This is a genomic window from Telluria sp. PB2R4, from assembly GCF_059685695.1.
The window spans coordinates 264,952-287,751 of record NZ_JCASIC010000007.1; the positions used below are offsets into that span (position 1 = coordinate 264,952).

Here is a 22,800-nt window from a genome sequence, read left to right on the forward strand (position 1 = left end):
GCAAGCCGACTTAGACGTCGATATTCCCCGCCTGCAGCGCATTGCTCTCAATGAAGTTCCTGCGCGGTTCCACGTCATCCCCCATCAGCGTCGTAAAGATCTGATCCGCCGCAATCGCATCCTCGATCTGCACCTTCAGCAGGCGACGAACGGTCGGATCCATCGTGGTTTCCCACAGCTGTTCCGGATTCATCTCGCCCAGACCCTTATAGCGCTGCTTCGACACACCACGTTCCGCTTCCTCGCGCAGCCAGATCATGGCTTCGTGGAAGCCGCGCACCGCGAACTCCTTCATCTTCTCGCCTTCGCCGCGGCGCATGATGGCGCCTTCGCCCATCAGGCCCTGGAAGGTGGCGGCCGCGTTGGCCAGCACGGCGTAGTCGTTGCTCAGAACGAAGTCGGCGTCGATCGAGGTGACGTTCACGTTACCGTGGCGCATGCGCTCGATGCGCAGCGCCTGCTTTTCCGACAGCTCATCGGAACGCACCACCACTTTCACAGCCGGGTCATTGATTGCCGCTTCCATCGCCTGGGCCGAGGCAGTGGCGTCTTCCAGCGTGCTCATCTGCAGCGTCACGCCGCTCATGATTGCGGTCAGCGCCGCGCGGTCGATCACGCGGGTCAGGCGCATCATGATGGCGTTGGCCAGGTTGTACTGGGTCACCAGCGTGCTCAGGGCTTCGCCGGTGATCGGATCGGCGCCTTCGCGCGGAATCAGCGAAGCATTGTTCAGCGCCACCGTCATCATGTAGCTCGCTTCCTCGACGTCGTCCTTCAGGTAGCGCTCGTCGCGGCCGGACTTCACCTTGTACAGCGGCGGCTGCGCAATGTAGATGTGGCCGCGCTCCACCAGCTGCGGCATCTGGCGGTAGAACAGGGTCAGCAGCAAGGTACGGATGTGGGCGCCGTCGACGTCCGCGTCGGTCATGATGATGATGCGGTGGTAGCGCAGCTTGTCGACGTTGAATTCGTCCGGGCCGATCGAGGTGCCCAGCGTAGCGATCAGGGTGGTGATCTGCTCCGACGACAGCATCTTTTCAAAACGCGCCTTTTCCACGTTCAGCACCTTGCCGCGCAGCGGCAGGATCGCCTGGAACTTGCGGTCGCGGCCCTGCTTGGCCGAGCCGCCTGCCGAGTCACCCTCGACGATGTACAGTTCGGCCAGCGCCGGGTCGCGTTCCTGGCAGTCGGCCAGCTTCGAGGACAGGCCCAGGCCGTCCATGATGCCCTTGCGGCGGGTCAGGTCGCGCGCCTTGCGGGCAGCCTCGCGCGCACGCGCCGCTTCCACGATCTTGCCGCAGATGATCTTGGCGTCGTTCGGCTTCTCCATCAGGAAGTCTGTGAGCGTCTTGGCGACGATTTCTTCCACCGGGCCGCGCACTTCCGACGACACCAGCTTGTCCTTGGTCTGCGACGAGAACTTCGGCTCCGGTACTTTCACCGACAGCACGCAGGTCAGGCCTTCGCGCATGTCGTCGCCCGAGATCTCCACCTTCGCCTTCTTGGCAAAGTCGTTCTCGTCGATGTACTTGTTGATCACGCGCGTCATCGCCGCACGCAGGCCGGTCAGGTGGGTGCCGCCGTCGCGCTGCGGGATGTTGTTGGTGAAGCACAGCACCTGCTCGTTGTAGGCGTCGTTCCACTGCATCGACACGTCCACCGAAATGTTGGTGCCCTGGTCCGACAGGCGGTCGCCGGTGGCCTGGAACACGGTCGGGTGCAGCACGCTCTTGGTCTTGTTGATGTACTCGACGAAGCCGCGCGTGCCGCCCTCGAAGGCGAAGATCTCTTCCTTGCCGGTGCGGTGGTCGCTCAGGCGGATGTTCACGCCATTGTTCAGGAACGACAGCTCGCGAATGCGCTTGCTCAGGATCTCGTAGTGGAACTCGACGTGGGTGAAAATTTCTTCGTCGGCCCAGAAGTGCACCTCGGTGCCGCGCTTGTCGGTGTCGCCGATCACCTTCATCGGGGAGACTTCGAAGCCGTCGCGGATTTCGATGATGCGATCCTGCGGGACGCCGCGCACGAATTCCATCTGGTGCACCTTGCCTTTTTGGCGCACGGTCACGCGCAGCAGTTTCGACAGGGCGTTCACGCACGAGACGCCCACGCCGTGCAGGCCGCCGGACACCTTGTAGGAATTCTGGTTGAACTTGCCGCCGGCGTGCAGCTCGGTCAGGGCGATCTCGGTCGCCGAGCGCTTCGGCTCGTGCTTGTCGTCCATCTTGACGCCGGTCGGGATGCCGCGGCCGTTGTCGGTGATCGAGATCGAATTGTCGGAGTGGATCGTGACGTGGATCTCGGTGCAGTAGCCGGCCAGCGATTCGTCGATCGAGTTGTCGAGCACCTCGAACACCAGGTGGTGCAGGCCGGTGCCGTCCGAGGTGTCGCCAATGTACATGCCCGGACGCTTGCGCACGGCTTCCAGGCCTTCCAGGATCTGGATCGAGGCGGCGCCGTATTCTTCCGCCTGGGGAGCGGGGGACGTTTGTGCTTGGATATTCTCGGACATGGACTGCTTTCTATAAAACGGGTGAGCCAGGCTGCTGGCAGCCTTTACCGCCGCACCAGGACGGGCCGGCGCGGCGGTGAATGCTATTCCTTAGTTCAAATACGCATCGGCATGACGACATACTTGAAGTCGCCATTGTCGGGAATCGAGATCAGTGCCGACGAATTCGAGTCGCCCAGTGCGATGTTCACCTGGTCGCACTTCAGGTTGTTCAGCACGTCGAGCAGGTAGGTGACGTTGAAACCGATGTCGATGGTGTCGCCGCCGTAGTCGATCTCGAGTTCTTCGACTGCTTCTTCCTGGTCGGCGTTGGTCGAGCTGATCTTCATGATGCCCGGCTCGATGATGCAGCGCACGCCCTTGAACTTATCGCTGGTCATGATCGCGGCGCGCTGCAGCGAGCGCAGCAGTTCATCGCGGCTGATCGTGAAATCATTCTTGTAACCCTTCGGGACCACGCGGGTGTAGTCAGGGAACTTGCCCTCGACCAGCTTCGAGACCAGCTCGATGTCGGCGAAGGTGAGCTTGACCTGGGAGGCCGCGATGTCCAGGCGCACTTCTTCGTCGCTTTCTTCCAGCAGGCGCTGCAGTTCGATGATGGTCTTGCGCGGGATGATGACTTCCTGGCGCTCGAAGCTCTGCTCGGTGGCGACCTGGCAGAAGGCCAGGCGGTGGCCGTCGGTCGCCACGGCGATGATGTTCTGGCCGTCCAGTACCAGCAGCAGGCCGTTCAGGTAGTAGCGGATGTCCTGCTGGGCCATCGAGAAGTGCACCATGTTGAACAGGTGCTTCAGCGTCTTCTGCGGCAGGGTCACGCTGGCGTTGTAGCTGTCGGCCACCGACACGGTCGGGAATTCTTCGGCTGCCAAGGTCTGCAGCGCGAAGCGCGACTTGCCGCTTTGCACAGCCAGGCGCTTGTTCTGCAGGGTCATGGTGACGTCGCCCGACTCCGGCAGCGCGCGCAGGATGTCCAGCAGCTTGCGGGCCGCCACGGTGGTGCCGGTCACGTCGTCGCCCGAGCCGATATTGGCGAGCGTGGTGATCTGCACTTCGGTGTCGGTCGAGAGGAACGAGACGCTTTCGCCGTTTTTGCGAATGAGGATATTGGCCAGAATCGGCATAGTGTGCCGACGCTCGACAATACCGCTCACGATCTGCAGTGGCCGGAGAAGCGTGTCTCGGGTGGTTTTGACCAGTTGCATAGATATCCTCAGTTAAGTATTAATTTATTTATTGCTATCGCTCTATTTTGCCAATTGCCGGAGGCAAACACAAATGTCGGGGGCCGGCAGCACCGGCCATCCGGCAAATCAACCCTTCAGCGTCTGCTCCAGCACGTGCAGCTCATGGTTGCATTCCGCATTCTTCTGGCGGTCCGCCGCGATCTTGCGCACCGCGTGCAGCACGGTGGTGTGGTCGCGTCCGCCGAACAGCTCGCCGATCTCCGGCAGGCTCTTTTGCGTCAGTTCCTTGGCCAGGTACATGGCGATCTGGCGCGGGCGGGCGATGTTCGCCGGCCGGCGCTTCGAGTACATGTCCGCGACCTTGATGTTGAAGAAGTCCGCAACCGTCTTCTGGATGTTCTCCACCGAGATCTGGCGGTTCTGCACCGACAGCAGGTCTTTCAGCGCTTCTTTCACCACGTCGATGGTGATGTCCTTGCCGTGGAAGCGCGAGTACGCCAGGATCTTGCGCAGCGCGCCTTCCAGTTCGCGCACGTTCGAGCGCAGGTGCTTGGCTACGAAGAACGCGACATCGTCCGACAGGGTCACGTTTTCGGACTGCGCCTTTTTCAGCAGGATCGCCACGCGCATTTCCAGCTCCGGCGGCTCGATCGCCACCGTCAGGCCGGAGTCGAAGCGCGAGATCAGGCGGTCGTCCATGCCAGTGATCTCTTTCGGATAGGTGTCGGAGGTGATGATGATCTGCTTCTTGGCCGCGATCAGTGCTTCGAACGCGTAGAAGAACTCTTCCTGCGTACGGCTTTTTCCCCCGAAGAACTGAATATCGTCGATCAGCAGCATGTCGAGCGAGTGATAGTAATGCTTGAAGTCGTCGAAGCCCTTGCGCTGGTAGGCGGTGACGACGTCGCGCACGTACTGCTCGGCGTGGATGTAGCGGATGCGCGCGTTCGGGTTGTCGGCCATTACCTGGTTGCCGATCGCATGGATCAGGTGGGTCTTACCGAGGCCCACGCCGCCATAGAAGAACAGCGGGTTGTACGACACCCCCGGGTTGTTGGCCACCTGGATCGCGGCGGCGCGCGCCAGCTGGTTGGCCTTACCGGTGACGAAGCTGTCGAAGGTGAGGTCGGTGTTGATCCGGCTCTGCTCGCGCTTGGGCGAGTTGGCGATGTTCACGTTGCCCTGGCTCGGCGGCTCGGGCTGGCGCGGCGCGTCGAGGTTGGCCGGCGACATGCCGCCCGACGTGGACGCGCCGGAACTGGCCGGCTTCTTGGCCGGGTTGTTCTTCGGGTCGAGCACGAACTGCACCTCCACCGGCGCTTCCCAGTACTGGCAGGCGAGTTCGGTGATGCGCGTGGCAAACTGCGTCTTGACCCAGTCAAGCTTGAAGCGGTTCGGTGCGGCGATGCGCAGCTTGCCGTCCTCGTAGTCGAGTACGACAAGCGATTTGATCCACGCACTGTATTGCTGGGGCGTCAGCTCGAGTTCCAGCTGCGCGGAACAGGTCTGCCAAAAATTTTCCATTACTTCGCTAGTTGATACGTAACACGCTATTTTACCTGTCTCGGCGATAGTTATCCACAGGTTGGTCCCACTATTTTCAACTGGAGCCGCGCTTTTTGCAGCATTGCAGTGCACAACACAGGCGGGCAGGGGAGCTCATCGGCAAGCGATCCGGAAACAACGGCCTCCTTGACAGCTGGGCCGGAAATCGAGTCTAATTCAGGGTTCCCCGTCCGCGTGCTCCGTCAAACTGCAAAGTCAGCCCGACACGGCCCGGTCGAAATTGAGTATCTGCTAAGGCGTGACGCTGGCTTAACCATCTGCGAACTGTCATTGGCGACGAATCCTGACGCGACGTCAGACCCGATTTTGCACTTTCTTTTGCTTTAAGCGAGACCACCATGAAACGTACTTACCAACCTTCCGTCGTCCGTCGCAAGCGCACGCACGGCTTCCGCGCACGTATGGCTACCCGTGGTGGCCGCCTGGTCCTGAACGCACGCCGCGCCAAGGGCCGCAAGCGCCTGGCTGTCTAAGTTCCTTAGACCAGATCGACGCGGTCGGTGATGACAGGCGAAGGTTCGCACGACTTCGCGCGCGTTCGGCGTATCGTTAAAACGGATGAGTTTTCATCCGTTTTTCGTTTGCGGCCGACACAAAAATCCGCGCATTTCGTGCTCTATACCCGGCCCACGACGCTGCCGCATGCGCGGCTGGGCGTCGTTGCGGCCAAGCGTTTCGCGCCGCGCGCCGTCACCCGCAATACGATCAAGCGCATCACGCGCGAATTGTTCCGCACCAGCCAGCTGCAGGCCGTCGATTGCATCGTACGCTTATCCCGTCCGGTGAATGCCAAGGACGGGCCGGCCACCACGCGCGCGCTCAAGGCCGCGCTGCGCGTCGAGCTTGCACGCCTGTTCGCCTCGCAGCGTCCGCGTCGTGCCGAGACTGGCCGTGCCGAGCCTATCCCGGCACCCCCGACGCCATGAAGACGCTGCTGGTCTGGTTCCTTCGCGGCTACCAGCTGCTGCTGTCCCCGCTGCTCGGGCAGAAATGCCGTTTTTACCCGACCTGCTCCAATTACGCGATCGAAGCGCTGCGCGTGCACGGCGCCGCCCGCGGCTCGCTGCTGGCCGCGCGCCGCGTGTGCCGCTGCCATCCGTGGAATCCGGGCGGGGTCGACTTCGTCCCGCCTGCATTCCCGCCGGACGCGGGCAAGGATCGGCAACCTCCACCAGCCGCTCGCGGTTGTAACCACTCCTGACTAGACTCCAATGGAACTCAATAAACGTACCGTCCTGTGGATCGTGTTCGCCATTTCCCTGATTGTTCTCTGGAACAACTGGATGGTGGCCAACGGTAAACAGTCGCTGTTTTCGCCGGCTCCGCCTGCCGCCCAGGTGGCGCAGCAGCCGGTCAAGCCGAATGACGTGCCGGCCGCTGCCCAGGCTGGCGCCGCCGCCGTGCCCGGCGCTGCACCGGCAGCCCCTGCGACGCAACGCATCACCATCACCACCGACGTGGTGAAGGCCGACATCGACACCCTCGGTGGCGTCATCAAGCGCCTCGAGCTGCTGCACTTCGCCGACGAGATCGACAGCAAGAAAAACAAGGTGCTGTTCAACGTGAGTGGCAACAACACCTACCTCGGCCAGACCGGCCTGGTCGGCTCGACCCCGGCCGGCGTGATGCCGAACCACGCGACGCCGTTCGTGGCCCGTCCGATCACGCGCGGCGCCGACGGCACCGTGCAGCTGGTGCTGGACGCGGAGCAGGGCGGCGTGCGCCTGACCAAGACCTTCACCTTCCGCAAGGGCGACTACACCATCGGCATCCGCCACGATGTCACCAACCTGACCGCGGCGCCGGTGACCCCATCGCTGTACCTGCAGCTGCAGCACGACGGCAACAAGCCGCCGACCGACTCCTTCTTCATGCCGAGCTACACCGGCCCGACCCTGTACACCGAGGAAGACAAGTACCAGAAGCTGACCTTCGAAGAGCTCGAAGACGGCAGCGCCCAGCATTCGAAGAAGGCCAACAATGGCTGGATCGCGATCTCGCAGCACTTCTTCGTGTCGGCCTTCATCCCGGCCGACAAGGCGCAGCGCGAAATCTTCACCAAGAAGATCGCGACCAACCTGTACGCCATCGGCACCGTGCAGCCGCTGGGCACCGTCGCGCCGGGCGCCACCGTGTCGAACGACACCCGCCTGTACTCGGGCCCGCAGGACGAGCAGACCCTGGAAACCATCGCCCCGGGCCTGGAGCTGGTCAAGGACTACGGCATGCTGACCATCATCGCCAAGCCGATCTTCTGGGTGATGACCCACCTGCACTCGATGCTGGGCAACTGGGGCTGGACCATCGTCGCGCTGACCGTGCTGATCAAGCTGGCCTTCTTCCCGCTGTCGGCGGCCGGCTACCGCAGCATGGCCAAGATGCGCGTCGTGACGCCAAAGATGCAGGCGATCCGCGAGCGCTACAAGAACGACCCGCAGAAGATGCAGCAGGCCACCATGGAGCTGTACAAGACCGAGAAGATCAACCCGCTGGGCGGCTGCCTGCCGATCCTGGTGCAGATGCCGGTGTTCTTCGCCCTGTACTGGGTGCTGCAGGCGTCGGTCGAGATGCGCGGCGCGCCGTGGATCCTGTGGATCCAGGACCTGACCCAGCCCGACCCGTACTTCATCCTGCCGGTCATCTACGCGGTGTCGATGTATATCACCACCAAGCTGAACCCGCAGCCGACCGACCCGATGCAGGCGAAGATGATGCTGTTCATGCCGCTGGCCTTCTCGGTGGTGTTCTTCTTCTTCCCGTCGGGACTGGTGCTGTACTGGGTGGTCAACAATATCCTGTCGATCGCGCAGCAGTGGGTCATTACCAAGAAGTTCGAAACGGCCGCGCCGGCAAAATAAGCCTTCCGTGTCATTTCAAAAGCCCGCGCCGGTCGCGGGCTTTTTTACGTTCGCATCCCTTACAATCCCCCCATGAAACTCGACACCTCCCCCATCGCAGCGATTGCCACTGCCCCCGGCCGCGGCGGCATCGGCGTCGTGCGCGCCTCCGGCAAATCGCTGGCAGGCCTGATCGACGCCCTGTTCCCCGGCGTGACGCTGAAGCCCCGCCACGCCACCTACATCCCGTTCAAGGCCGCCAACGGCGACGTGATCGACCAGGGTATCGCCATGGTCTTCCAGGGGCCGCATTCGTACACCGGCGAAGACGTGCTCGAACTGCAGGGCCACGGCGGCCCGGTCGTGCTGCAGATGCTGCTCGCGCGGGTGCTGGAAGCTGGGGCCGCGCTTGGCCTGCGGCTCGCGGAGCCGGGTGAGTTCACCCGCCGCGCCTTCCTGAACGACAAGCTGGACCTGGCACAGGCCGAGGCGGTGGCCGACCTGATCGACGCCTCCACCGAAGCGGCGGCGAAATCCGCCTCGCAGTCGCTGTCCGGCGCCTTCTCGCAAGTCGTGCACCGGCTGGTCGACCAGACCATCCATTTGCGCATGCTGGTCGAGGCGACGCTGGACTTCCCGGAAGAAGAAATCGACTTCCTCGAAAAATCGAACGCGCGCGGCCAGCTGGCCGGCATCATCGAGGCGCTGGAAAACGTGTTCCGCCAGGCGGCGCAAGGCGCTTTGCTGCGCGAAGGCCTGAACGTGGTGCTGGTGGGCCAGCCCAACGTCGGCAAGTCGTCGCTGCTCAACGCGCTGGCAGGGGCGGACGTGGCGATCGTCACGCCGATCGCCGGCACCACGCGCGACAAGGTTACCGAGACCATCCAGATCGAAGGCATCCCGCTCAACATCATCGACACCGCCGGCATCCGCACCGACGAGGGCATCGATGTCGTGGAGCGCATCGGCATCGAGCGCACCTGGGGCGAAGTTGGCAAGGCCGACGTGATCCTGCACCTGCTCGACGCCAACCTGGGCCCGAGCCTTGAGGACGAAAAGATCGTCGCCGCCTTTCCGCAGGGCGTGCCGGTGGTGCGCATCTGGAACAAGATCGACCTGTCGGGCCACAAGCCGTCGATGGATGTCTCGCCCGACGCGACCCACCTGTACCTGTCGGCCCACGAGAAGCTCGGCATCGACCTGCTGCGCGCCGAGCTGCTGCGCATCGCCGGCTGGCAGCAGACCGGCGAGTCGCTGTACCTGGCGCGCGAACGCCACCTGATCGCGCTGCGCGCCGCCCGCGAGCACCTGGAGCTGGCGCGCCAGCACGCACTGCAGGACGACCAGTCGCTCGACCTGTTCGCCGAGGAGCTGCGCCTGGCGCAGGACCAGCTGTCCAGCATCACCGGGCAATTCACGCCGGACGATTTGCTGGGGGTGATCTTCAGCAGGTTCTGCATCGGTAAATAACATAGTGACTTCAGCGAATGGTCTTGAAAAGAAGGTTTGAAGTTTGCCCAAATGTTGTTGAAATAATGTACATAAAAATTGTTTATATGATATAGTAATTGTAATAAATGCAATTATTCTTCAAGTGTCGCTTAGGCAACATGTGACGTCTTATCGCATCCGTAAGAAAACGACTTGGAGAAAAATGCATGAATACGAAAAAATTGATTTTGCCGATGATGCTGGCACTGATCTGTGGTTCCGCGAGCGCTGAGGTGATACCCTTCCTCGGGGGAGCACAGCAATTTGCCGTTCTCGGGGCTGAGTCGGTAACGAATACGGGTGCGACCACCTTGCATGGCAAGCTTGGTGTGTCATCCGGTTCGTCGATTACCGGTAGGGAGAGCATCACATTCGCTTCGGGTGGCACAATCCACGAGACGGACGCCATCGCCGCCCAGGCGCGGTCCGATGCTCGCTCCGCCTACAACCGCCTTGCCGCCTTGACTGGCGGTATCGACCTGAGCGGCCAGGATCTCGGTACCGTCGGCCTCTTCAAGTCAGGTATTTATAGCTTTTCTTCATCGGCCTCGCTGACCGGTGACATGACCATCGATTTTGCTAACGACCCGAACGGCGTCGTCATCTTTCAGATCGGAAGCACGCTTGTTACCGGGGCGAATTCGATCGTCAACGTGATCAACGGAACCAGCAGTAACGGGATCTACTTCCAGGTCGGCAGTTCGGCCACCCTCGGGGCGGATGCAGTTTTTGCAGGAAATATTCTGGCCCAGCAAAGCGTGAGCTTTGATTCGGCTGCAAGCATCGCCTGCGGACGGGCGCTTGCACTGACGGCGGCGGTCACGATGATCGGCAATACCATCTCCAACGACTGCAATGCCTACGCTTCGACGAACGTGGCGAATGACTACGGCAGCGGCGGGTTCAGCGGCTTTGGCGTAGCAGCCGTGCCAACGGGCGAGGTACCGGAACCGGCGAGCCTCGCGTTGTTCGGACTCGGACTGTGCGCAGTCGGGGTGCTGCGGACCAGACGGCGTGTGGGGGCGAAAGCACTCACGGCATGAAAACATGAGATCGTGCGTGCGGATTGCCTGTCAAGGTTCGCCGTCGCCTCGTGAATGAGAAAGTCGCACCTGCTCTGCCTTCACGCGCTTTCTCTATTTTCTGTATCGGCAAATAGAATCGTCACTGCGCCACCGCTCACGTCATGCTAGGCTTCGCCCAACAGACTGAACAGGAGGCAGGAAGATGACGATCACGCAAGGCTTCAGCCGGCAGCGCCGGCTGGCCAACGCAGGACTGGCGCTGGCCGCCTGCGCCCTGTTGTCCTCTTGCGCCAGCCTGAGCGGCCCGCGCAAGGTCGAACTCCCCCTGCACAAGCTGCAGGCCGGCCTCGAGCGCCGCTTCCCGCTCAATCATCCGCTGATGGGCCTGTTCAATGTCCGCCTGCAGCGTCCGGTGCTGTCGATCGAGCCGGAAAGCGACCGCGTGGCGGTGGCGCTGGACGCCTCGGTCTCTCCGCCCTTCGCGCGCGACGCATGGCGCGGCGGCCTGGCCTTCTCGGGCCGCCTCTACGTCGACCCGGGCCGCCCCGCCGTGATGATGGCCGAGCCGCGCGTCGAGCGCCTCACGCTCGGCGCCAATCCCGAGGCCGAACGCCAGCTTACGCGCGTGGCCAATTCCCTGATCGACACCGTCGTGCGCGGCACGCCGGTCTATTCCTTCGACATGGCCGACCTGCGCTATGCCGGCGTCCAGTACATCCCGACACGGATCGAAACCACACGTTCCGGCTTGCTGGTGACGCTCGAACCGGTGAAGTAGCGTGCAGTTGCGTAGGTACAAAAAATTGGCAGAATACAGCGCAGGTCCGTGAAGGAAATGTTGTTCGCAAGTTGAATCGGCATTCCGAGATTGCAGAGCCAGTTCATTCGGCGCACACTAAATGGTGTGGAATTGCACTGAACTGCCGTGGCGCGAACCTGCCACGATTCGGGTTTGAGGTTTCTCATGGGCACGATGTTCCGCTGAAGTAATCTTGGTTGGACTTCAGACCGTCGTGTAGGGGGTGGATCTTGGAAACGACACAGGAAACGTATCCGGACAGTGGCCTGGCTGCCGAGCCGGTGCTTGCCGCGGTCGCTATAGCGACCCCAGGGATGCCATCGCGCGCGAGCCTGCCTGCGAAGGGGTCCTGCTGGTACTGCGAGAAACCGCTCGACAGCGTGCGCCGCTTCTGCGGCAAGGGCTGCGCCGACTCGTTCGACGAGGAAGCCGAGTTCACACGCTAGGCGTTCAAGCCAGGTGTTTTAATACCCGCAAGGCCCGTTCGTAATCGAATGCGGCCACCGCCGACTCCAGTTCCGCCATGCGCGGCGCACCCAGGCGGGTGTGCAGCCCGCTGCGCTTCTCCGCGATGAAATCCTGCGCGCCGCTGTCGCCCAGATCGAGCAGGGCGCCCAGCCGTGCCAGATCGTCCTCGCGCAGCGCGGTCTCACTTGCCACGGCAAGCGCCGTTGCCGTTTTCGGCGCCGTCAGCAGCATATCGACCTGCACCATCACCCGGGCCAGTTCCGTTTCCAGCCGATCGATCAGCTGCGCGAGCAGCCGCCTGTCGGCTGGCGCACCCGCGCGCAGCAGCTGTTCCATGTCCACCGCCAGGGCGCGCAGGCCGCGCGCCTCGATCATCGCCGCCGCGCCTTTCAGCGTGTGGGCGATGCGGTGCGCAAGCAGGGCGTCGCCGGCGGCGAGCGCGGCGCGCAGGCGCAGCACGTTGTCGGCGTAGTCGGAACGGAAACGGGTGAGCACGCGCAGGTACATCGCGCGGTCGCCCATCATCCGGTCCAGGCCGGCGGCGGTGTCCAGGCTCACCGTGTGGTGAACGACCAGTCCCGGGTCACCGGGCTGCCGTTGACCGTGCCGGAGAAGCTGACCTCATAGGTGGTGGCCGCGGCCAGCGGCGCCAGCGGGACGATCGCGATGGCGGTGCGCTCCGCTGCCGTGGCCGACGAATTCACGACCTGCACCGGCAGGTTGGCGCCGCCGCGTGGACGCACCGTGAAGGTCTGCATCGCCACCGTGGAATCGATGTTGGCGTGCACGCTGATCGGGTAGCCCACGTTGTTGATGTTCGGGACCGGATCCGGTTCCTCGCTGTCGCTGTAGAAGTTCGGCGTCACGCCGGTCTGGCCGCTGAACGGCCAGATCACGACGCTGTTGGCGGCGATGCCGGGCCCGAAGCCGCCACGCGTCGCGAAATCGGCGGTGAAGTAGTTATACCGGCTCGCGGAGGTCGCGGCGCCGGTGCCGATTTCCCGGAACTTCGGCTCGAACATCACGAAGCGGTGGTAGATCGCGGTGATCAGTTCTTCGGCCATGTAGAAGCCGCTGCCGTTGGTGGCGCCGGAAATCACTTCGCCATAGGCAAAGCCCGTGGCCGGGATGGTGTAGCCGGCCGCGTTCAGGCGGTCCAGGAGCGTGGCGCCGGTGAAGCCCGGGGTGCCCGGCTTCTGGTCGTGGCTCATCAGGTTATTGGTGCGCAGGTATTCGGAGTGGCCCAGCGCTGCAATGTTGATCTGCGCGTTTTCGGTCACGGTCGGCACGCCGGCCTGGGCGCGGCGGTAGTTGATCCAGTTGCGCCCATCGACCGCGATGTTGTTGGTCGCCACCGGACCGGCTTCCGGGGTGCCGGCAGGGGTGCCGGCCGGGGTCCCGAGCGGCGGGGTCACTCCGGCCGGGGACGCAGCGGCCGTGTTGTCGCCGCCGCCGCCGCCGCACGCGGCCAGGGTCGACGCGGCCGTCAGCAGGGCGATAAGGGATCGCCAGCGTGGCATATAGCTCATATTGCAACTCCTGTCAATACTGAGAAACGATCCGACATTCTAGAGCAAAACGAGGCAAATGCCTTGCGTCATGTTGTGCGGCGGACCGCTTATTTCGCTCCTGTAGAATAGGCTTATCGAACCTATAACCGAGCCAGCCGTGTCCCAACCTACGCCCACCAACCGCCAGCGCCTTGCGCGCGCCAAGTTCGCCCTGCCCAGTTTCGTGACGCTGCTGTCGATCGCCTGCGGCTTCGGCAGCATCGTCATTTCGGTGGACAACGCCCACGTCGGCGCGCCGGCCGATTACCGCCTGGCGGCGATCCTGCTGGTGCTGGCCGGGGTGTTCGATGCGCTCGACGGCTTCGTGGCGCGCATCACCAAGACGCAATCGAGTTTCGGCGTGCAGCTCGATTCGATCGCCGACGTGATGAACTTCGGCTGCGCGCCCGGGCTCTTGTTGTATTGCTACGGCTTCGCGCAGATGAATGCCGCGCATCCGACCCTGGTGCGCATGGGCGGCCTGGCCTGTTTCATCTTCGTCACCTGCGGCGCGCTGCGACTGGCGCGTTTCAACGTCATGGTGGGCCGCACCGACCCGCGCTACTTCGTCGGCATGCCGATCACGGCCGGTGCGGCCTGCGTGGCCTCGGTGGTGGTGGCCTGGCCCGATCCTGCCACCACCATGGCGCAGTGCTTCGCGATCATGGCGCTGATGATCGCGGTCGGCACGCTGATGGTGTCGACCATCCGCTTCCCCAGCTCGAAGCACCCGCGCGGCAAGGTGATGCTGGTGCTGCTGGCCGTATGCGCGGTGCTGCTGGCGGTTTTGCAGACGCGTTTCTTCGTGCTGTTCTTCCTGGTGTACGTGTGCGCGACCCTGTTGCTCAACCTGGCGTGGCGCACCGGCTGGCGCGGGATCGCACCGCCGGTGGTCTACGAGGACTGAGGGTTCACGCAAACTTGTCGAGCATTGCCGCCAGGTGGGCGGCGCGCGTTTTAGCTTCCTCGAGGTCGGCGGCATTGCCGGTTTGGGTCTGGACCGCGCCCACCAGCAGCTGCACGAAGGAGCGGTCGAGCGCCTTGCGCGCCGCCGCCATCTGCTGGGCCACGGCATCCACGTCCGACGGCTCCGCCGCCAGCGCGATCAGCTTCTGTACCCCGCGCAGCTGGCCTTCGATGCGCGCGAGCCGGTTCAGCAGGTCTTTCTTCTGCTGCGCGGTGAGGGCGCTGCCTTCCACGATCTTCAGCGGGCTGTCGGCCATGGTCTGTTGACCGTCACGCCACTTCGTGCCCGCGTGCGGCGCGCAGGATGCGGAACCAGTCGTCCCGCGCGAGCCTGAAGGTAGCGCCAAGTACGGCTTCACGGATCGCATCGAAGCGGCCGGTGCCCGTCAGCGGGATCGGGCGGCTCGGCAGCCCCATGATCCAGGCGAACAACACGCTGGCGAAAGGCTTCTGCATGCGGTCGGCGATCTCGCCGATGACCCTGCGGACCTCGACGGCGCGGGCGTCGCTCGAGGTGAACAGGCGCCCGCCGCCCAGCGGTGACCAGACCATCGGCGCGATGCGCAGGTCCTGCATGCCGTCGAAGGTCTGGTCGAACATCGGGTCGGTGACCATTGGCGAGAACTCAACCTGGTTGGTGCTCAGCGCCACGCGCCGGTTCAGGCATTCGAACTGGTGGCGCGTGAAGTTCGACACGCCCACGTGGCGTACCTTGCCGGCCGCCTGCAGGCGGGTGAAGGCTTCGGCGATCTCGTCGAAATCCATCAGCGGGTCGGGACGGTGGATCAGCAGCAGGTCGAGGTGATCCGTCCCAAGCTGGCGCAGCGATTCCTCGCTTGAGGCGATGATGTGGGCGGCCGTGGTGTCGTAGTGCTGGATGCCGTGCTGCGGGCGTTTTTCGGACACCAGCTTGATGCCGCACTTGCTCACCAGCTCGATGCGTCCGCGCAGCGAAGGCTGGGCGCGCAGGGCTTCGCCGAACACCCCTTCGACGCCGTAGTCGCCGTAGATGTCGGCGTGGTCGAAGGACGTGACGCCAAGCGCGATGCAGCGCTCGATGAAGGCCACCCGCTCTTCGACCGCCATGCCCCATTCGTTCATGCGCCACATGCCGGCCACGACACGCGAGAGTTCGAGGCCGCCTTCGCGCGTGGCGATGCGCGGGCAGTGCAGGTCGGCGGGGAGCGAAGTGGTCATCGGCAAGCATCCTGTTGGGTGAATTGCACGATTATAGCGGGGCGCGGAAAAACAAAAGCCCGTCCGGCTTGCGCACGGACGGGCTTTAGAGGAGCGATCAGAAGATCACTGCATCCACAAACGCATCGAATCCCATGCGCGTCCGAAGATGCTCGCTTCCTGCACCTCGTCCAGCGCCACCACCGGCAGCGCGATCAGCGGTTTGCCGTCGACCATCATCTTCAGGGTGCCGACCTGCGCATGGCGCGCCAGCGGCGCAACCAAAGGATCCTTGCGCTCGAGGACCGGCTTCATCTTGGCCGCCACGCCCTTCGGCACGGTCACCAGCACGTCGCGGGTGAAGCCGAGCTTCACGGCCGCTTCCGAGCCCTTCCATACCGGCACGGTCGATACCGCCTGGCCCTTCGAATACAGCTTGACGGTGTCGAAGTTCTGGAAGCCCCAGTTCAGCAGCTTCTGGCTTTCCTGGGTGCGCACCGCATCCGAGGCAGTGCCCAGCACCACCGAGATCAGGCGGCGCTGGCCGGCGTTGCCGTTCGGGCGGCGCGCCGAGGCGATCATGCTGTAGCCCGAGGAGTTGGTGTGGCCGGTCTTCATGCCGTCCACGGTCGGGTCCAGCCACAACAGGCGGTTGCGGTTCTGCTGGGTGATCTTGTTATAGGTGAACTGCTTGATCGAGTCGATCTTGTAGAACTGCGGGAAGTCGCGAATCACGCTGGCCGCCATGATCGACAGGTCGCTCGCGGTGGAGTAGTTGTTCGCGTCCGGCAGGCCGTGCGGGTTGGCCCAGCGCGTGTTCTTCATGCCGAGGCGCTCGGATTCGCGGTTCATCAGTGTGACGAAGGTGCCTTCGTCGCCGGCCACGGCTTCGGCCAGGGCCACCGCCGCGTCGTTACCCGACTGGATCATCAGGCCGTGCAGCAGGCCGTCGACCGACACCGGGACCTTGGGGTCGATGAACATCTTCGAACTGCTGGCGTCGACCTTCCACGCACGGGTGGAGACGTTGACCATGGTGTTCAGGGTCAGGCGCTTGTCGCGCAGCGCGGCGAAGGTCACGTAGGCCGTCATGACCTTGGTGAGCGAAGCCGGTTCGATACGGGCGTGGGGATCTTGGGCTGCGATGACCTGGCCGCTGGTCGCGTCGAGCAGCAGCCACGACTTGGCGGCGACGGTCGGCGCGGGCACGGTCTGGGCGCTGGCCGAAGCCATCAGCAGGCTGGCGGCGACGGCCGCTAACAGTTTTTTCATGGGAGTGTTCGTCTGTAAAAAATGCCAATGCAGGAGTGCAGAAGGCAAGCTCGCACCTTATTGACACGATATTGCCTTGGAAGAAGAGACTAATTATTGCACAGCGATGGCATCAAATGTCACGCCGCCACATTTCTACGACAAGATTTTTAATGTGGCCGAGCTTGCGGTGGAAGAAGTGATCGGCGCCCGGGATCACGGTCACCGGGATGTCGAGCGGGCGCGCCCAGTCGAACACTTCCTGCAGCGTGATCGTATCGTCAAGCTCGCCGTGGATCAGGATGGTATCGGCGGGCACCGGCGGCATCGGCCACTTGCCAGCGGCGGTGCCGACCAGCACCATGCGCTCGGCCGGGCGGCCCTCGGCAATCAGGCGCTGCTGGAACTGGGCCTGCACGAAGGTGCCGAAGGAGAAACCCGACAGCGCCACCGGCAGGTCCGGATACTGCTGCGTCATGTGGCGGTACATGAGGTCCATGTCGTCCACCTCGCCGCGGCCGTCGTCGTGCACGCCTTCCGATTCGCCCACGCCGCGGAAATTGAAGCGCGCCGTGGCATAGCCGAGGGTCACGAAGGTGCGGGCCAGGGTTTGGGCCACCTTGTTTTCCATGGTGCCGCCGTACAGCGGGTGCGGGTGCGCGACCAGCGCGATGCCGCGCGGTGCGCCTTCGGGCAGGTCGAGGATGCATTGCATCTTGCCGGCGTGGCCGTCGAGGGTAAACTTGTGCGAGTATTTGTTCATCACTGCGTGTTCAATACGTGTTCGGGACTGGTTCAGATTTTCAGGCGTTCCACGACCTTGCCGCCCACCAGGTGGGTGTCGATGATGTCGTCGATGTCGCTCGTGTCGACGTAGGTGTACCAGGTGCCTTCGGGATAAACCACGAGTACCGGTCCTTCCTCGCAGCGGTCGAGACAGCCGGACTGGTTGATGCGCACCTTGCCTTCGCCGCTCAGGCCGAGTTCCTTGATGCGCTTCTTGGCATGCTTCTGCGCCTTCTCGGCGCCGCACTTGCCGCAGCTCTGGCGGGCATCCTTGCCTTCGCGTTCGTTCATGCAGAAGAAGACATGGTGCTGGTAGAAGGGACGTGCGTCGTTGGTATCGCTCATGTCGGTCTCGTCAAGGAAGGTCGCCAGCCGCCATGATACGGCAAATGGCGGGGACGCCCTGTCACGGCGTCTCGTCCGCCGGCCCCGGCCGCGGTTCCGGGCGGTTGAGCTTGTGCGAGGGCAGCAGCAGGAACCATAAGGCAAAGAAGGGCCACAGCAACGACAGGAACTGGGCTGCTCCGTTAAAGTTCAGGAACTTGCCCTGCACCCAGCCCTGCAGGGTGGCGACGAAATACGGGTTCACCGGCACCGTATTGACCACGATGAGGCTCAGTACCAGCGTCACCACCGCCAGCCGGCGCTGCGCCACCTGCGGTGCGAACACCAGGCCGGCCAGCATGATCATGCCGATGATGAAGCCGCCCTCGGCGCCGGGCGTCACCCACACGAACGCGTTATCCGGCCGGAACAGCAGCGAGCTCGCCAGCGCCTTGACCAGCAGCGCCGTGGCGAGGAATACCACCATCAGCAGGAAGCGCGGGGCACTGCGGCGCACCAGGCACATCAGGGTGAGCACGGCGCCGGTCATGCCGCAGGCGGTAATGATGGTCTCGGACAGCCAGTACTGCTCCACCGACATGGCCGCGCCCGGGCGCAGCATGGTCACCAGGTCGATCTCGGTATCGAACCAGCGCGACAGCCAGCCGGAGACGATCGGCAGCACCTGGCCATGGCCGAACAGGTAGCTTTGCGGGTAGATCTGCGCCAGCGGCCACAGCGCCACCAGCACCAGGCCCTGGCTGGCATAGGGCGCGAACCAGCGCCGCCGCAGCTGGAACAGGCGGCTGCGGTCGAGCAGTCCGGGCGCCCACCAGGCGCCGAGCAGGGCGCCCACCAGGCAGCCGCCGGCATTCGTCATGAGGTCGAGGTTGGACGGCACCCGGCTGGGCAGGAAGTTCTGCACCGCCTCCATCGTGATCGTGACCAGGATGCCGCCGAGCGCCGCCAGCAGCACCGCCCACACCCCGCGCACGCGCGGATACACCGACAGCACCAGCAGCACGCCGAGCGGGACGTAGCCGACCACGTTGACGCCGACGTCGAAGCCGGTCCAGTAGCGCTGCTTGACCAGGTTGAGGAAGGTGAACGGCGGCAGGCCGCTGTCGCGCCAGCCGGTGAACGGATACCAGCTGGCGTAAATAATCAGCAGCAGGTAGGCCAGCAGCGCCGCGCGCGCGATCGGCGAGCCGCGTCCTTCACGCGGGCGTTCGCGCTGGTCGACGGCGACGGTGGGCTTGGTCATCGCTTCCGGGTGTCGACCGTCGCCAGCCAGGCCAGGATGTCGGCCGCCACCGCATCGGTGCTGGTGGCAAGGGCGCGCGCGCCGCCCGGGGCATCGGCGCTCGGCGCCGGCGTGGCGCGGGTGAAGCTGCGCTGGTCGAGCAGGCGGTGATCGCTGAACAGCGAGGCGCGCAGGGTCAGCTGGCCTTCGCTCTGGCTCACGCCGGTGAAGGCATGGACGAAGTCGTCCACTTCCACGCGCAGCAGCGGCACGCCGGTGGAGGCGTCGGTGGCCGACAGCACCTTCATGCCCGATTGCGCCAGGCGCGCCTTGACGCGCTGGGTGAGCATCTGCAGCGGGTTGCTGGCCCAGCGGCTGTGGGCATAAGTGCGGGCCTGCAGCGCATCGGCGTAGGTCAGGCGGTAGTACATGCGCTCGTTCTCGAGGGCGGCCGGGCCGGTGGCGTCCATGACGACGATGGCCGGCATCGCTGCGGGCGCGGCCGCCTGCTGCAGCGGCGCTGCGGGACCGAAATCGTAGGTCGAGTTTTCCTGGGTCTTGGTGCTGGCGCAGCCGGCCAGCAGGAGGGCCGAGGCGGCAAGGGCGAGCAGGGAGCGGATCGGAGTAACGGTCACGGTGGTCCTCATTTGGTCGGGGGCACGAAGCCCGGTTCGCCCGGGCCCGGCTGGACGCTCGGGGCGCCGAACAGGATGCTCTGCGGGCGGTCGGACAGCGAGGTGGCGGTGCGCTTCACGGCGCGCAGCGCGCCGCGCGCCTCGTCGGTCATCTGGACGACGTGCGGCAGGGTTTCGAGTTCGAGTTCGCTGGTGGCCGACTGCAGCGAGCCGACCGCGCCGTTCAGGCGCTCGAGCGGGCCGTCCGGCGCCTGCAGCCGCGTGGCCAGCTCGCCATAGTTGTTGGAAGTGGCCTGGATGCTGGCGGCGGCGGCGTCGAACGAGCTCAGGCTGCGGTCGAGCTTCGCGGTGAGCGCCGGCAGGCGGTCGATGGTCGGCTCCAGCTTTTGCGGGATGGCGGCATAGGCGTCGGCCGCCTTGCCGATGCTGTCGAAGGCGCCGATGATGGTCTTCTGGTTCTCGTCGCTCACCATCTTGCTCAGGCTGTCGGTGATCTGCTCGGTCTTCTCGAGGATGGCTGTGCCGCGTTTTTCCAGCATGTCGAGCAGGCCGGGACGCAGCGGAATGCGCGCCGGCTGGTCCTCGCGCGCGGCCAGGCGCGGCGAGCCGGTGCGGTCGTCATCGAGCTGGATGAAGGCGATCCCGGTCACGCCCTGGTAGCCGAGCGAGGCGAAGGTGGTGGTGGTGATCGGCGAGTTCTTGTCAACCGACAGGCGGATCAGGATCTGGCCGGTGACGCGCGGGTCGAACACGATCTGGTCCACACGGCCCACCTCCAGGCCGCGGTAGCGCACCGCCGCTTCCGGGTTCAGGCCGGGGATCGACTGCGTGGTGACGATCTCGTAGGGCAGCAGTTCGGTGCGGTCGCGGTTCAGCCACAGGCCGACCAGCACGGCGGCCACCACCAGGGCGATCGTGAACACGCCCGTCATCAGGGCATATGACCTGTTTTCCATACTCAGTCCTCCGAATCGTTCTGGGCGTGGCGCTCTTCGAGCACTTCCAGCGCCCGCTGGCCGCGCGGGCCCATGAAAAAGTGTTTGATGAACGGATGCTGGACCCGCAGCACGTCGCAGGCCGGCCCGACCGCCAGCACGTGCTTCTCGGCCAGCACCGCGATGCGCGACGACAGCGCGAACAGGGTGTCGAGGTCGTGGGTGACCATCACCACGGTGAGCTTCAGTTCACTGTGCAGGGTCTGGATCAGCGCCACGAAGGCGTCCGACAGGTCGGGGTCCAGGCCTGCGGTCGGTTCGTCCAGGAACAGCAATCGCGGCTCGAGGGCCAGGGCGCGCGCCAGGGCCGCGCGCTTGATCATCCCGCCCGACAGGTCGGACGGCATCTTGTTGGCGTGCTCCGGACCGAGGCCGACCATGTCCATCTTGAGCAGCACCGCGTCGCGGATCACGTCTTCGGGCAGCGCGCGCAGCTCGCGCATCGGGAAGGCGATGTTATCGAACACGCTCAGGGCCGAGTACAGCGCGCCTTGCTGGAACAGCATGCCCCAATGGTTGCGCATGTGCTGCAGCTGTTCGGGTTCGGCCTCGCTGATGTCTTCGCCGAACACTTTCACGCAGCCCTGGCTCGGCCGCTCCAGGCCCAGCATCTGGCGCAGCAGCACGGTCTTGCCGGTGCCGGATCCGCCCACGATGCTGAGGATCTCGCCGGAATAGATGTCGAGGTTCAGGTCCTGGTGCACCACGGTGCGCCCGAAGCGCGTCCACAGGTTGCGGATCTCGACCACCGGCGGCCCGACGTCTTCGTCGGGGCGCTTGTTCAGGCGCTGCGGCTGGCGCTGCTTCGCATCGTCGGCCATCAGAACCCCACGTCGTTGAAGATGATGGCGAACACGGCGTCCGCCAGGATGACCACGGTGATCGCGGTGACCACTGCGGTGGTGGTACCGCGGCCCAGGCTCTCGGTGTTCGGCTCGATGCGCAGGCCGAAGTGGCAGGACACCAGCGCGATCAGCATGCCGAACACGCAGCCCTTGAGCAGGCCGATGGTGTAGTTCACCACCGGCACCGCGTCCGGCAGCTTCTGCAGGAAGTAACGGAACGACAGGCCGAGCTCGATCTTGGCCGAGACCATGCCGCCGATCAGGGCCATCGCATCGGTCCAGACCACCAGCAGCGGCATCGAGATGGCCAGGGCGATTACCTTCGGCATGATCAGGCGCTGGCCGTGCGAGATGCCCATTACCAGCATGGCGTCGAGTTCCTCGGTCACCCGCATCACGCCCAACTGCGCGGTGATCGAGGAGCCGGAACGGCCGGCCACCAGGATCGCCGCCAGCAGCGGGCCGAGTTCGCGGATCACGGCCATGCCCAGGATGTTGACGATGTAGATGTCGCCGCCGAACATGCGCAGCTGCTGCGACGACAGGAAAGACAGCACGATCCCGATCAGGAAGCCGACCAGGGCCGTGATCCCGAGCGCCTGGAAGCCCGAATGGTAGATGTTGGCCGAGATCTCGCGCCACGGGCCGGCCTGCGGGCGCCGGATAAAGCGGCCGAAGTCGAGGATCAGCTGGCCGATCAGGCTCACGAAACCGCGCAGGTGCTCGAAGAAGGACAGCACGCCGCCGCCGAGGACGATCAGCCAGTTCAGCGGGCTGACACGGTGGCGCGGCAGCTTGATGGCGCTGGCCTTCGCGATGCGGCCGAACAGTTCTTCGTGCTGCGGGTCGAGCGTGAGGCGTTCGGGACGCTGCTTGCCCCAGGCGTTCCAGAACATCTGGGCGCCGACGTGATCGAGGCGCTCGATGCCGGATAAGTCCCAGGCCAGGGTTTGCTTGTGCTTGAGCGAGGCCAGGGTGCGGGTGATCCCCTTGAGCACCCCGCGCCGTCCCAGCGTATGTACTTGCCAGACGCCGCTCGCCACGACAGATTGGCCCGCGCCAGGGCCGGTAGCCGACGCGGCGTCGGCATGCTGGATGGTTAATATTGGCGCATTTTCAATCTGCATTGCGCCAGTGTAAAAGAGAA

At 64.3% G+C, this 22,800-nt stretch carries 24 protein-coding genes; 9 read left to right on the forward strand and 15 right to left on the reverse strand.

Annotated elements, in window-relative coordinates; translation table 11 throughout:
* Positions 1-10: 10 nt before the first annotated feature.
* The 3 genes from gyrB to dnaA form a co-directional block, all read right to left on the reverse strand.
* Entirely contained in the window at positions 11-2,512 is a 2,502-nt protein-coding gene (gyrB, locus tag AC56LU_RS14120; protein ID WP_497176235.1) for a DNA topoisomerase (ATP-hydrolyzing) subunit B, read from the reverse strand.
* A gap of 95 nt (positions 2,513-2,607) precedes the next feature.
* Positions 2,608-3,714: a DNA polymerase III subunit beta gene (gene dnaN, locus AC56LU_RS14125; RefSeq protein ID WP_497176236.1), complete on the reverse strand. Its 1,107-nt coding sequence runs from the start codon at positions 3,712-3,714 to the stop codon at positions 2,608-2,610.
* Between the two features lie 108 nt (positions 3,715-3,822).
* Positions 3,823-5,220 (reverse strand): chromosomal replication initiator protein DnaA, encoded by a 1,398-nt coding sequence (gene dnaA, locus AC56LU_RS14130; protein ID WP_497176237.1) that lies wholly within the window; start codon positions 5,218-5,220, stop codon positions 3,823-3,825.
* 380 nt (positions 5,221-5,600) lie between these two features.
* Here dnaA and rpmH point away from each other — a divergent pair, with 380 nt between their 5' ends.
* The 8 genes from rpmH (at position 5,601) to AC56LU_RS14170 (ending at position 11,860) form a co-directional block, all read left to right on the forward strand.
* Entirely contained in the window at positions 5,601-5,735 is a 135-nt protein-coding gene (gene rpmH / locus AC56LU_RS14135; protein ID WP_075796440.1) for a 50S ribosomal protein L34, read from the forward strand.
* Between the two features lie 30 nt (positions 5,736-5,765).
* The gene (rnpA, locus tag AC56LU_RS14140; RefSeq protein WP_497176238.1) at positions 5,766-6,188 is read left to right on the forward strand and encodes a ribonuclease P protein component; all 423 of its coding nucleotides are present in this window, start codon (positions 5,766-5,768) and stop codon (positions 6,186-6,188) included.
* Positions 6,185-6,463: a membrane protein insertion efficiency factor YidD gene (gene yidD / locus AC56LU_RS14145; protein WP_497176239.1), complete on the forward strand. Its 279-nt coding sequence runs from the start codon at positions 6,185-6,187 to the stop codon at positions 6,461-6,463. The genes rnpA and yidD overlap by 4 nt, the downstream gene beginning before the upstream one ends.
* A 10-nt stretch (positions 6,464-6,473) precedes the next feature.
* A complete protein-coding gene (gene yidC / locus AC56LU_RS14150) occupies positions 6,474-8,120 on the forward strand; it encodes a membrane protein insertase YidC (RefSeq protein WP_497176240.1) in 1,647 nt (548 codons plus the stop codon).
* 72 nt (positions 8,121-8,192) lie between these two features.
* Positions 8,193-9,569, forward strand: a complete 1,377-nt coding sequence (gene mnmE / locus AC56LU_RS14155) for a tRNA uridine-5-carboxymethylaminomethyl(34) synthesis GTPase MnmE (protein ID WP_497176241.1) — start codon at positions 8,193-8,195, stop codon at positions 9,567-9,569.
* 188 nt (positions 9,570-9,757) lie between these two features.
* On the forward strand, positions 9,758-10,633 hold the full coding sequence (locus AC56LU_RS14160; protein ID WP_497176242.1) for a DUF3494 domain-containing protein: 876 nt from the start codon (positions 9,758-9,760) through the stop codon (positions 10,631-10,633).
* A 184-nt stretch (positions 10,634-10,817) separates the two neighbouring features.
* Positions 10,818-11,393 (forward strand): DUF1439 domain-containing protein, encoded by a 576-nt coding sequence (locus AC56LU_RS14165; protein WP_497176243.1) that lies wholly within the window; start codon positions 10,818-10,820, stop codon positions 11,391-11,393.
* A gap of 251 nt (positions 11,394-11,644) precedes the next feature.
* Positions 11,645-11,860, forward strand: coding sequence for a hypothetical protein (locus tag AC56LU_RS14170; protein ID WP_497176244.1), 216 nt, complete (start codon positions 11,645-11,647; stop codon positions 11,858-11,860).
* Positions 11,861-11,864: 4 nt separating this feature from the next.
* Here the strand turns inward: AC56LU_RS14170 and AC56LU_RS14175 are convergent, their stop codons facing one another.
* Entirely contained in the window at positions 11,865-12,440 is a 576-nt protein-coding gene (locus tag AC56LU_RS14175) for an Hpt domain-containing protein (protein WP_497176245.1), read from the reverse strand.
* Positions 12,437-13,411 (reverse strand): CAP domain-containing protein, encoded by a 975-nt coding sequence (locus tag AC56LU_RS14180; protein WP_497176246.1) that lies wholly within the window; start codon positions 13,409-13,411, stop codon positions 12,437-12,439. Before AC56LU_RS14180 ends, AC56LU_RS14175 begins: the two co-directional genes overlap by 4 nt.
* A 139-nt stretch (positions 13,412-13,550) precedes the next feature.
* Between AC56LU_RS14180 and pssA the strand changes: the two genes are divergently transcribed.
* Positions 13,551-14,339: a CDP-diacylglycerol--serine O-phosphatidyltransferase gene (gene pssA / locus AC56LU_RS14185; protein WP_497176247.1), complete on the forward strand. Its 789-nt coding sequence runs from the start codon at positions 13,551-13,553 to the stop codon at positions 14,337-14,339.
* Between the two features lie 4 nt (positions 14,340-14,343).
* On the opposite strand, the gene AC56LU_RS14190 is transcribed toward pssA, so the two are convergent.
* The 10 genes from AC56LU_RS14190 to AC56LU_RS14235 form a co-directional block, all read right to left on the reverse strand.
* On the reverse strand, positions 14,344-14,655 hold the full coding sequence (locus tag AC56LU_RS14190) for a metal-sensitive transcriptional regulator (RefSeq protein ID WP_497176248.1): 312 nt from the start codon (positions 14,653-14,655) through the stop codon (positions 14,344-14,346).
* A gap of 13 nt (positions 14,656-14,668) precedes the next feature.
* Positions 14,669-15,595 (reverse strand): aldo/keto reductase, encoded by a 927-nt coding sequence (locus AC56LU_RS14195; RefSeq protein WP_497176249.1) that lies wholly within the window; start codon positions 15,593-15,595, stop codon positions 14,669-14,671.
* Between the two features lie 105 nt (positions 15,596-15,700).
* On the reverse strand, positions 15,701-16,846 hold the full coding sequence (locus AC56LU_RS14200; RefSeq protein WP_497176250.1) for a D-alanyl-D-alanine carboxypeptidase family protein: 1,146 nt from the start codon (positions 16,844-16,846) through the stop codon (positions 15,701-15,703).
* Positions 16,847-16,958: 112 nt separating this feature from the next.
* Complete coding sequence (locus tag AC56LU_RS14205; RefSeq protein ID WP_497176251.1) at positions 16,959-17,588, reverse strand: alpha/beta hydrolase; 630 nt, start codon at positions 17,586-17,588, stop codon at positions 16,959-16,961.
* A gap of 32 nt (positions 17,589-17,620) precedes the next feature.
* Positions 17,621-17,956: a (2Fe-2S) ferredoxin domain-containing protein gene (locus tag AC56LU_RS14210; protein ID WP_497176252.1), complete on the reverse strand. Its 336-nt coding sequence runs from the start codon at positions 17,954-17,956 to the stop codon at positions 17,621-17,623.
* A 61-nt stretch (positions 17,957-18,017) separates the two neighbouring features.
* The gene (locus tag AC56LU_RS14215; protein WP_497176253.1) at positions 18,018-19,199 is read right to left on the reverse strand and encodes a VanZ family protein; all 1,182 of its coding nucleotides are present in this window, start codon (positions 19,197-19,199) and stop codon (positions 18,018-18,020) included.
* Complete coding sequence (locus AC56LU_RS14220; RefSeq protein ID WP_497176254.1) at positions 19,196-19,813, reverse strand: ABC-type transport auxiliary lipoprotein family protein; 618 nt, start codon at positions 19,811-19,813, stop codon at positions 19,196-19,198. Before AC56LU_RS14220 ends, AC56LU_RS14215 begins: the two co-directional genes overlap by 4 nt.
* Before the next feature lie 8 nt (positions 19,814-19,821).
* Positions 19,822-20,769: an MlaD family protein gene (locus AC56LU_RS14225; protein WP_497176255.1), complete on the reverse strand. Its 948-nt coding sequence runs from the start codon at positions 20,767-20,769 to the stop codon at positions 19,822-19,824.
* 2 nt (positions 20,770-20,771) lie between these two features.
* On the reverse strand, positions 20,772-21,629 hold the full coding sequence (locus AC56LU_RS14230) for an ABC transporter ATP-binding protein (protein WP_497176256.1): 858 nt from the start codon (positions 21,627-21,629) through the stop codon (positions 20,772-20,774).
* Entirely contained in the window at positions 21,629-22,780 is a 1,152-nt protein-coding gene (locus AC56LU_RS14235) for an MlaE family ABC transporter permease (RefSeq protein WP_497176257.1), read from the reverse strand. The genes AC56LU_RS14230 and AC56LU_RS14235 overlap by 1 nt, the downstream gene beginning before the upstream one ends.
* Between the last annotated feature and the right edge of the window lie 20 nt (positions 22,781-22,800).

Excerpts from the sequence above, each read along its gene's own strand:
- AC56LU_RS14230 (WP_497176256.1), bottom strand. The coding sequence starts at position 21,629 with ATGGCCGACGATGCGAAGCAGCGCCAGCCGCAGCGCCTGAACAAGCGC.
- gyrB (WP_497176235.1), bottom strand. The coding sequence starts at position 2,512 with ATGTCCGAGAATATCCAAGCACAAACGTCCCCCGCTCCCCAGGCGGAA.
- mnmE (WP_497176241.1), top strand. The coding sequence starts at position 8,193 with ATGAAACTCGACACCTCCCCCATCGCAGCGATTGCCACTGCCCCCGGC.
- AC56LU_RS14190 (WP_497176248.1), bottom strand. The coding sequence starts at position 14,655 with ATGGCCGACAGCCCGCTGAAGATCGTGGAAGGCAGCGCCCTCACCGCG.
- AC56LU_RS14165 (WP_497176243.1), top strand. The coding sequence starts at position 10,818 with ATGACGATCACGCAAGGCTTCAGCCGGCAGCGCCGGCTGGCCAACGCA.
- AC56LU_RS14225 (WP_497176255.1), bottom strand. The coding sequence starts at position 20,769 with ATGGAAAACAGGTCATATGCCCTGATGACGGGCGTGTTCACGATCGCC.
- rnpA (WP_497176238.1), top strand. The coding sequence starts at position 5,766 with ATGACAGGCGAAGGTTCGCACGACTTCGCGCGCGTTCGGCGTATCGTT.
- AC56LU_RS14180 (WP_497176246.1), bottom strand. The coding sequence starts at position 13,411 with ATGAGCTATATGCCACGCTGGCGATCCCTTATCGCCCTGCTGACGGCC.
- AC56LU_RS14205 (WP_497176251.1), bottom strand. The coding sequence starts at position 17,588 with ATGAACAAATACTCGCACAAGTTTACCCTCGACGGCCACGCCGGCAAG.
- AC56LU_RS14195 (WP_497176249.1), bottom strand. The coding sequence starts at position 15,595 with ATGACCACTTCGCTCCCCGCCGACCTGCACTGCCCGCGCATCGCCACG.
- AC56LU_RS14160 (WP_497176242.1), top strand. The coding sequence starts at position 9,758 with ATGAATACGAAAAAATTGATTTTGCCGATGATGCTGGCACTGATCTGT.
- dnaA (WP_497176237.1), bottom strand. The coding sequence starts at position 5,220 with ATGGAAAATTTTTGGCAGACCTGTTCCGCGCAGCTGGAACTCGAGCTG.
- yidC (WP_497176240.1), top strand. The coding sequence starts at position 6,474 with ATGGAACTCAATAAACGTACCGTCCTGTGGATCGTGTTCGCCATTTCC.
- AC56LU_RS14215 (WP_497176253.1), bottom strand. The coding sequence starts at position 19,199 with ATGACCAAGCCCACCGTCGCCGTCGACCAGCGCGAACGCCCGCGTGAA.
- yidD (WP_497176239.1), top strand. The coding sequence starts at position 6,185 with ATGAAGACGCTGCTGGTCTGGTTCCTTCGCGGCTACCAGCTGCTGCTG.
- AC56LU_RS14200 (WP_497176250.1), bottom strand. The coding sequence starts at position 16,846 with ATGAAAAAACTGTTAGCGGCCGTCGCCGCCAGCCTGCTGATGGCTTCG.
- AC56LU_RS14210 (WP_497176252.1), bottom strand. The coding sequence starts at position 17,956 with ATGAGCGATACCAACGACGCACGTCCCTTCTACCAGCACCATGTCTTC.
- dnaN (WP_497176236.1), bottom strand. The coding sequence starts at position 3,714 with ATGCAACTGGTCAAAACCACCCGAGACACGCTTCTCCGGCCACTGCAG.
- AC56LU_RS14235 (WP_497176257.1), bottom strand. The coding sequence starts at position 22,780 with ATGCAGATTGAAAATGCGCCAATATTAACCATCCAGCATGCCGACGCC.
- rpmH (WP_075796440.1), top strand. The coding sequence starts at position 5,601 with ATGAAACGTACTTACCAACCTTCCGTCGTCCGTCGCAAGCGCACGCAC.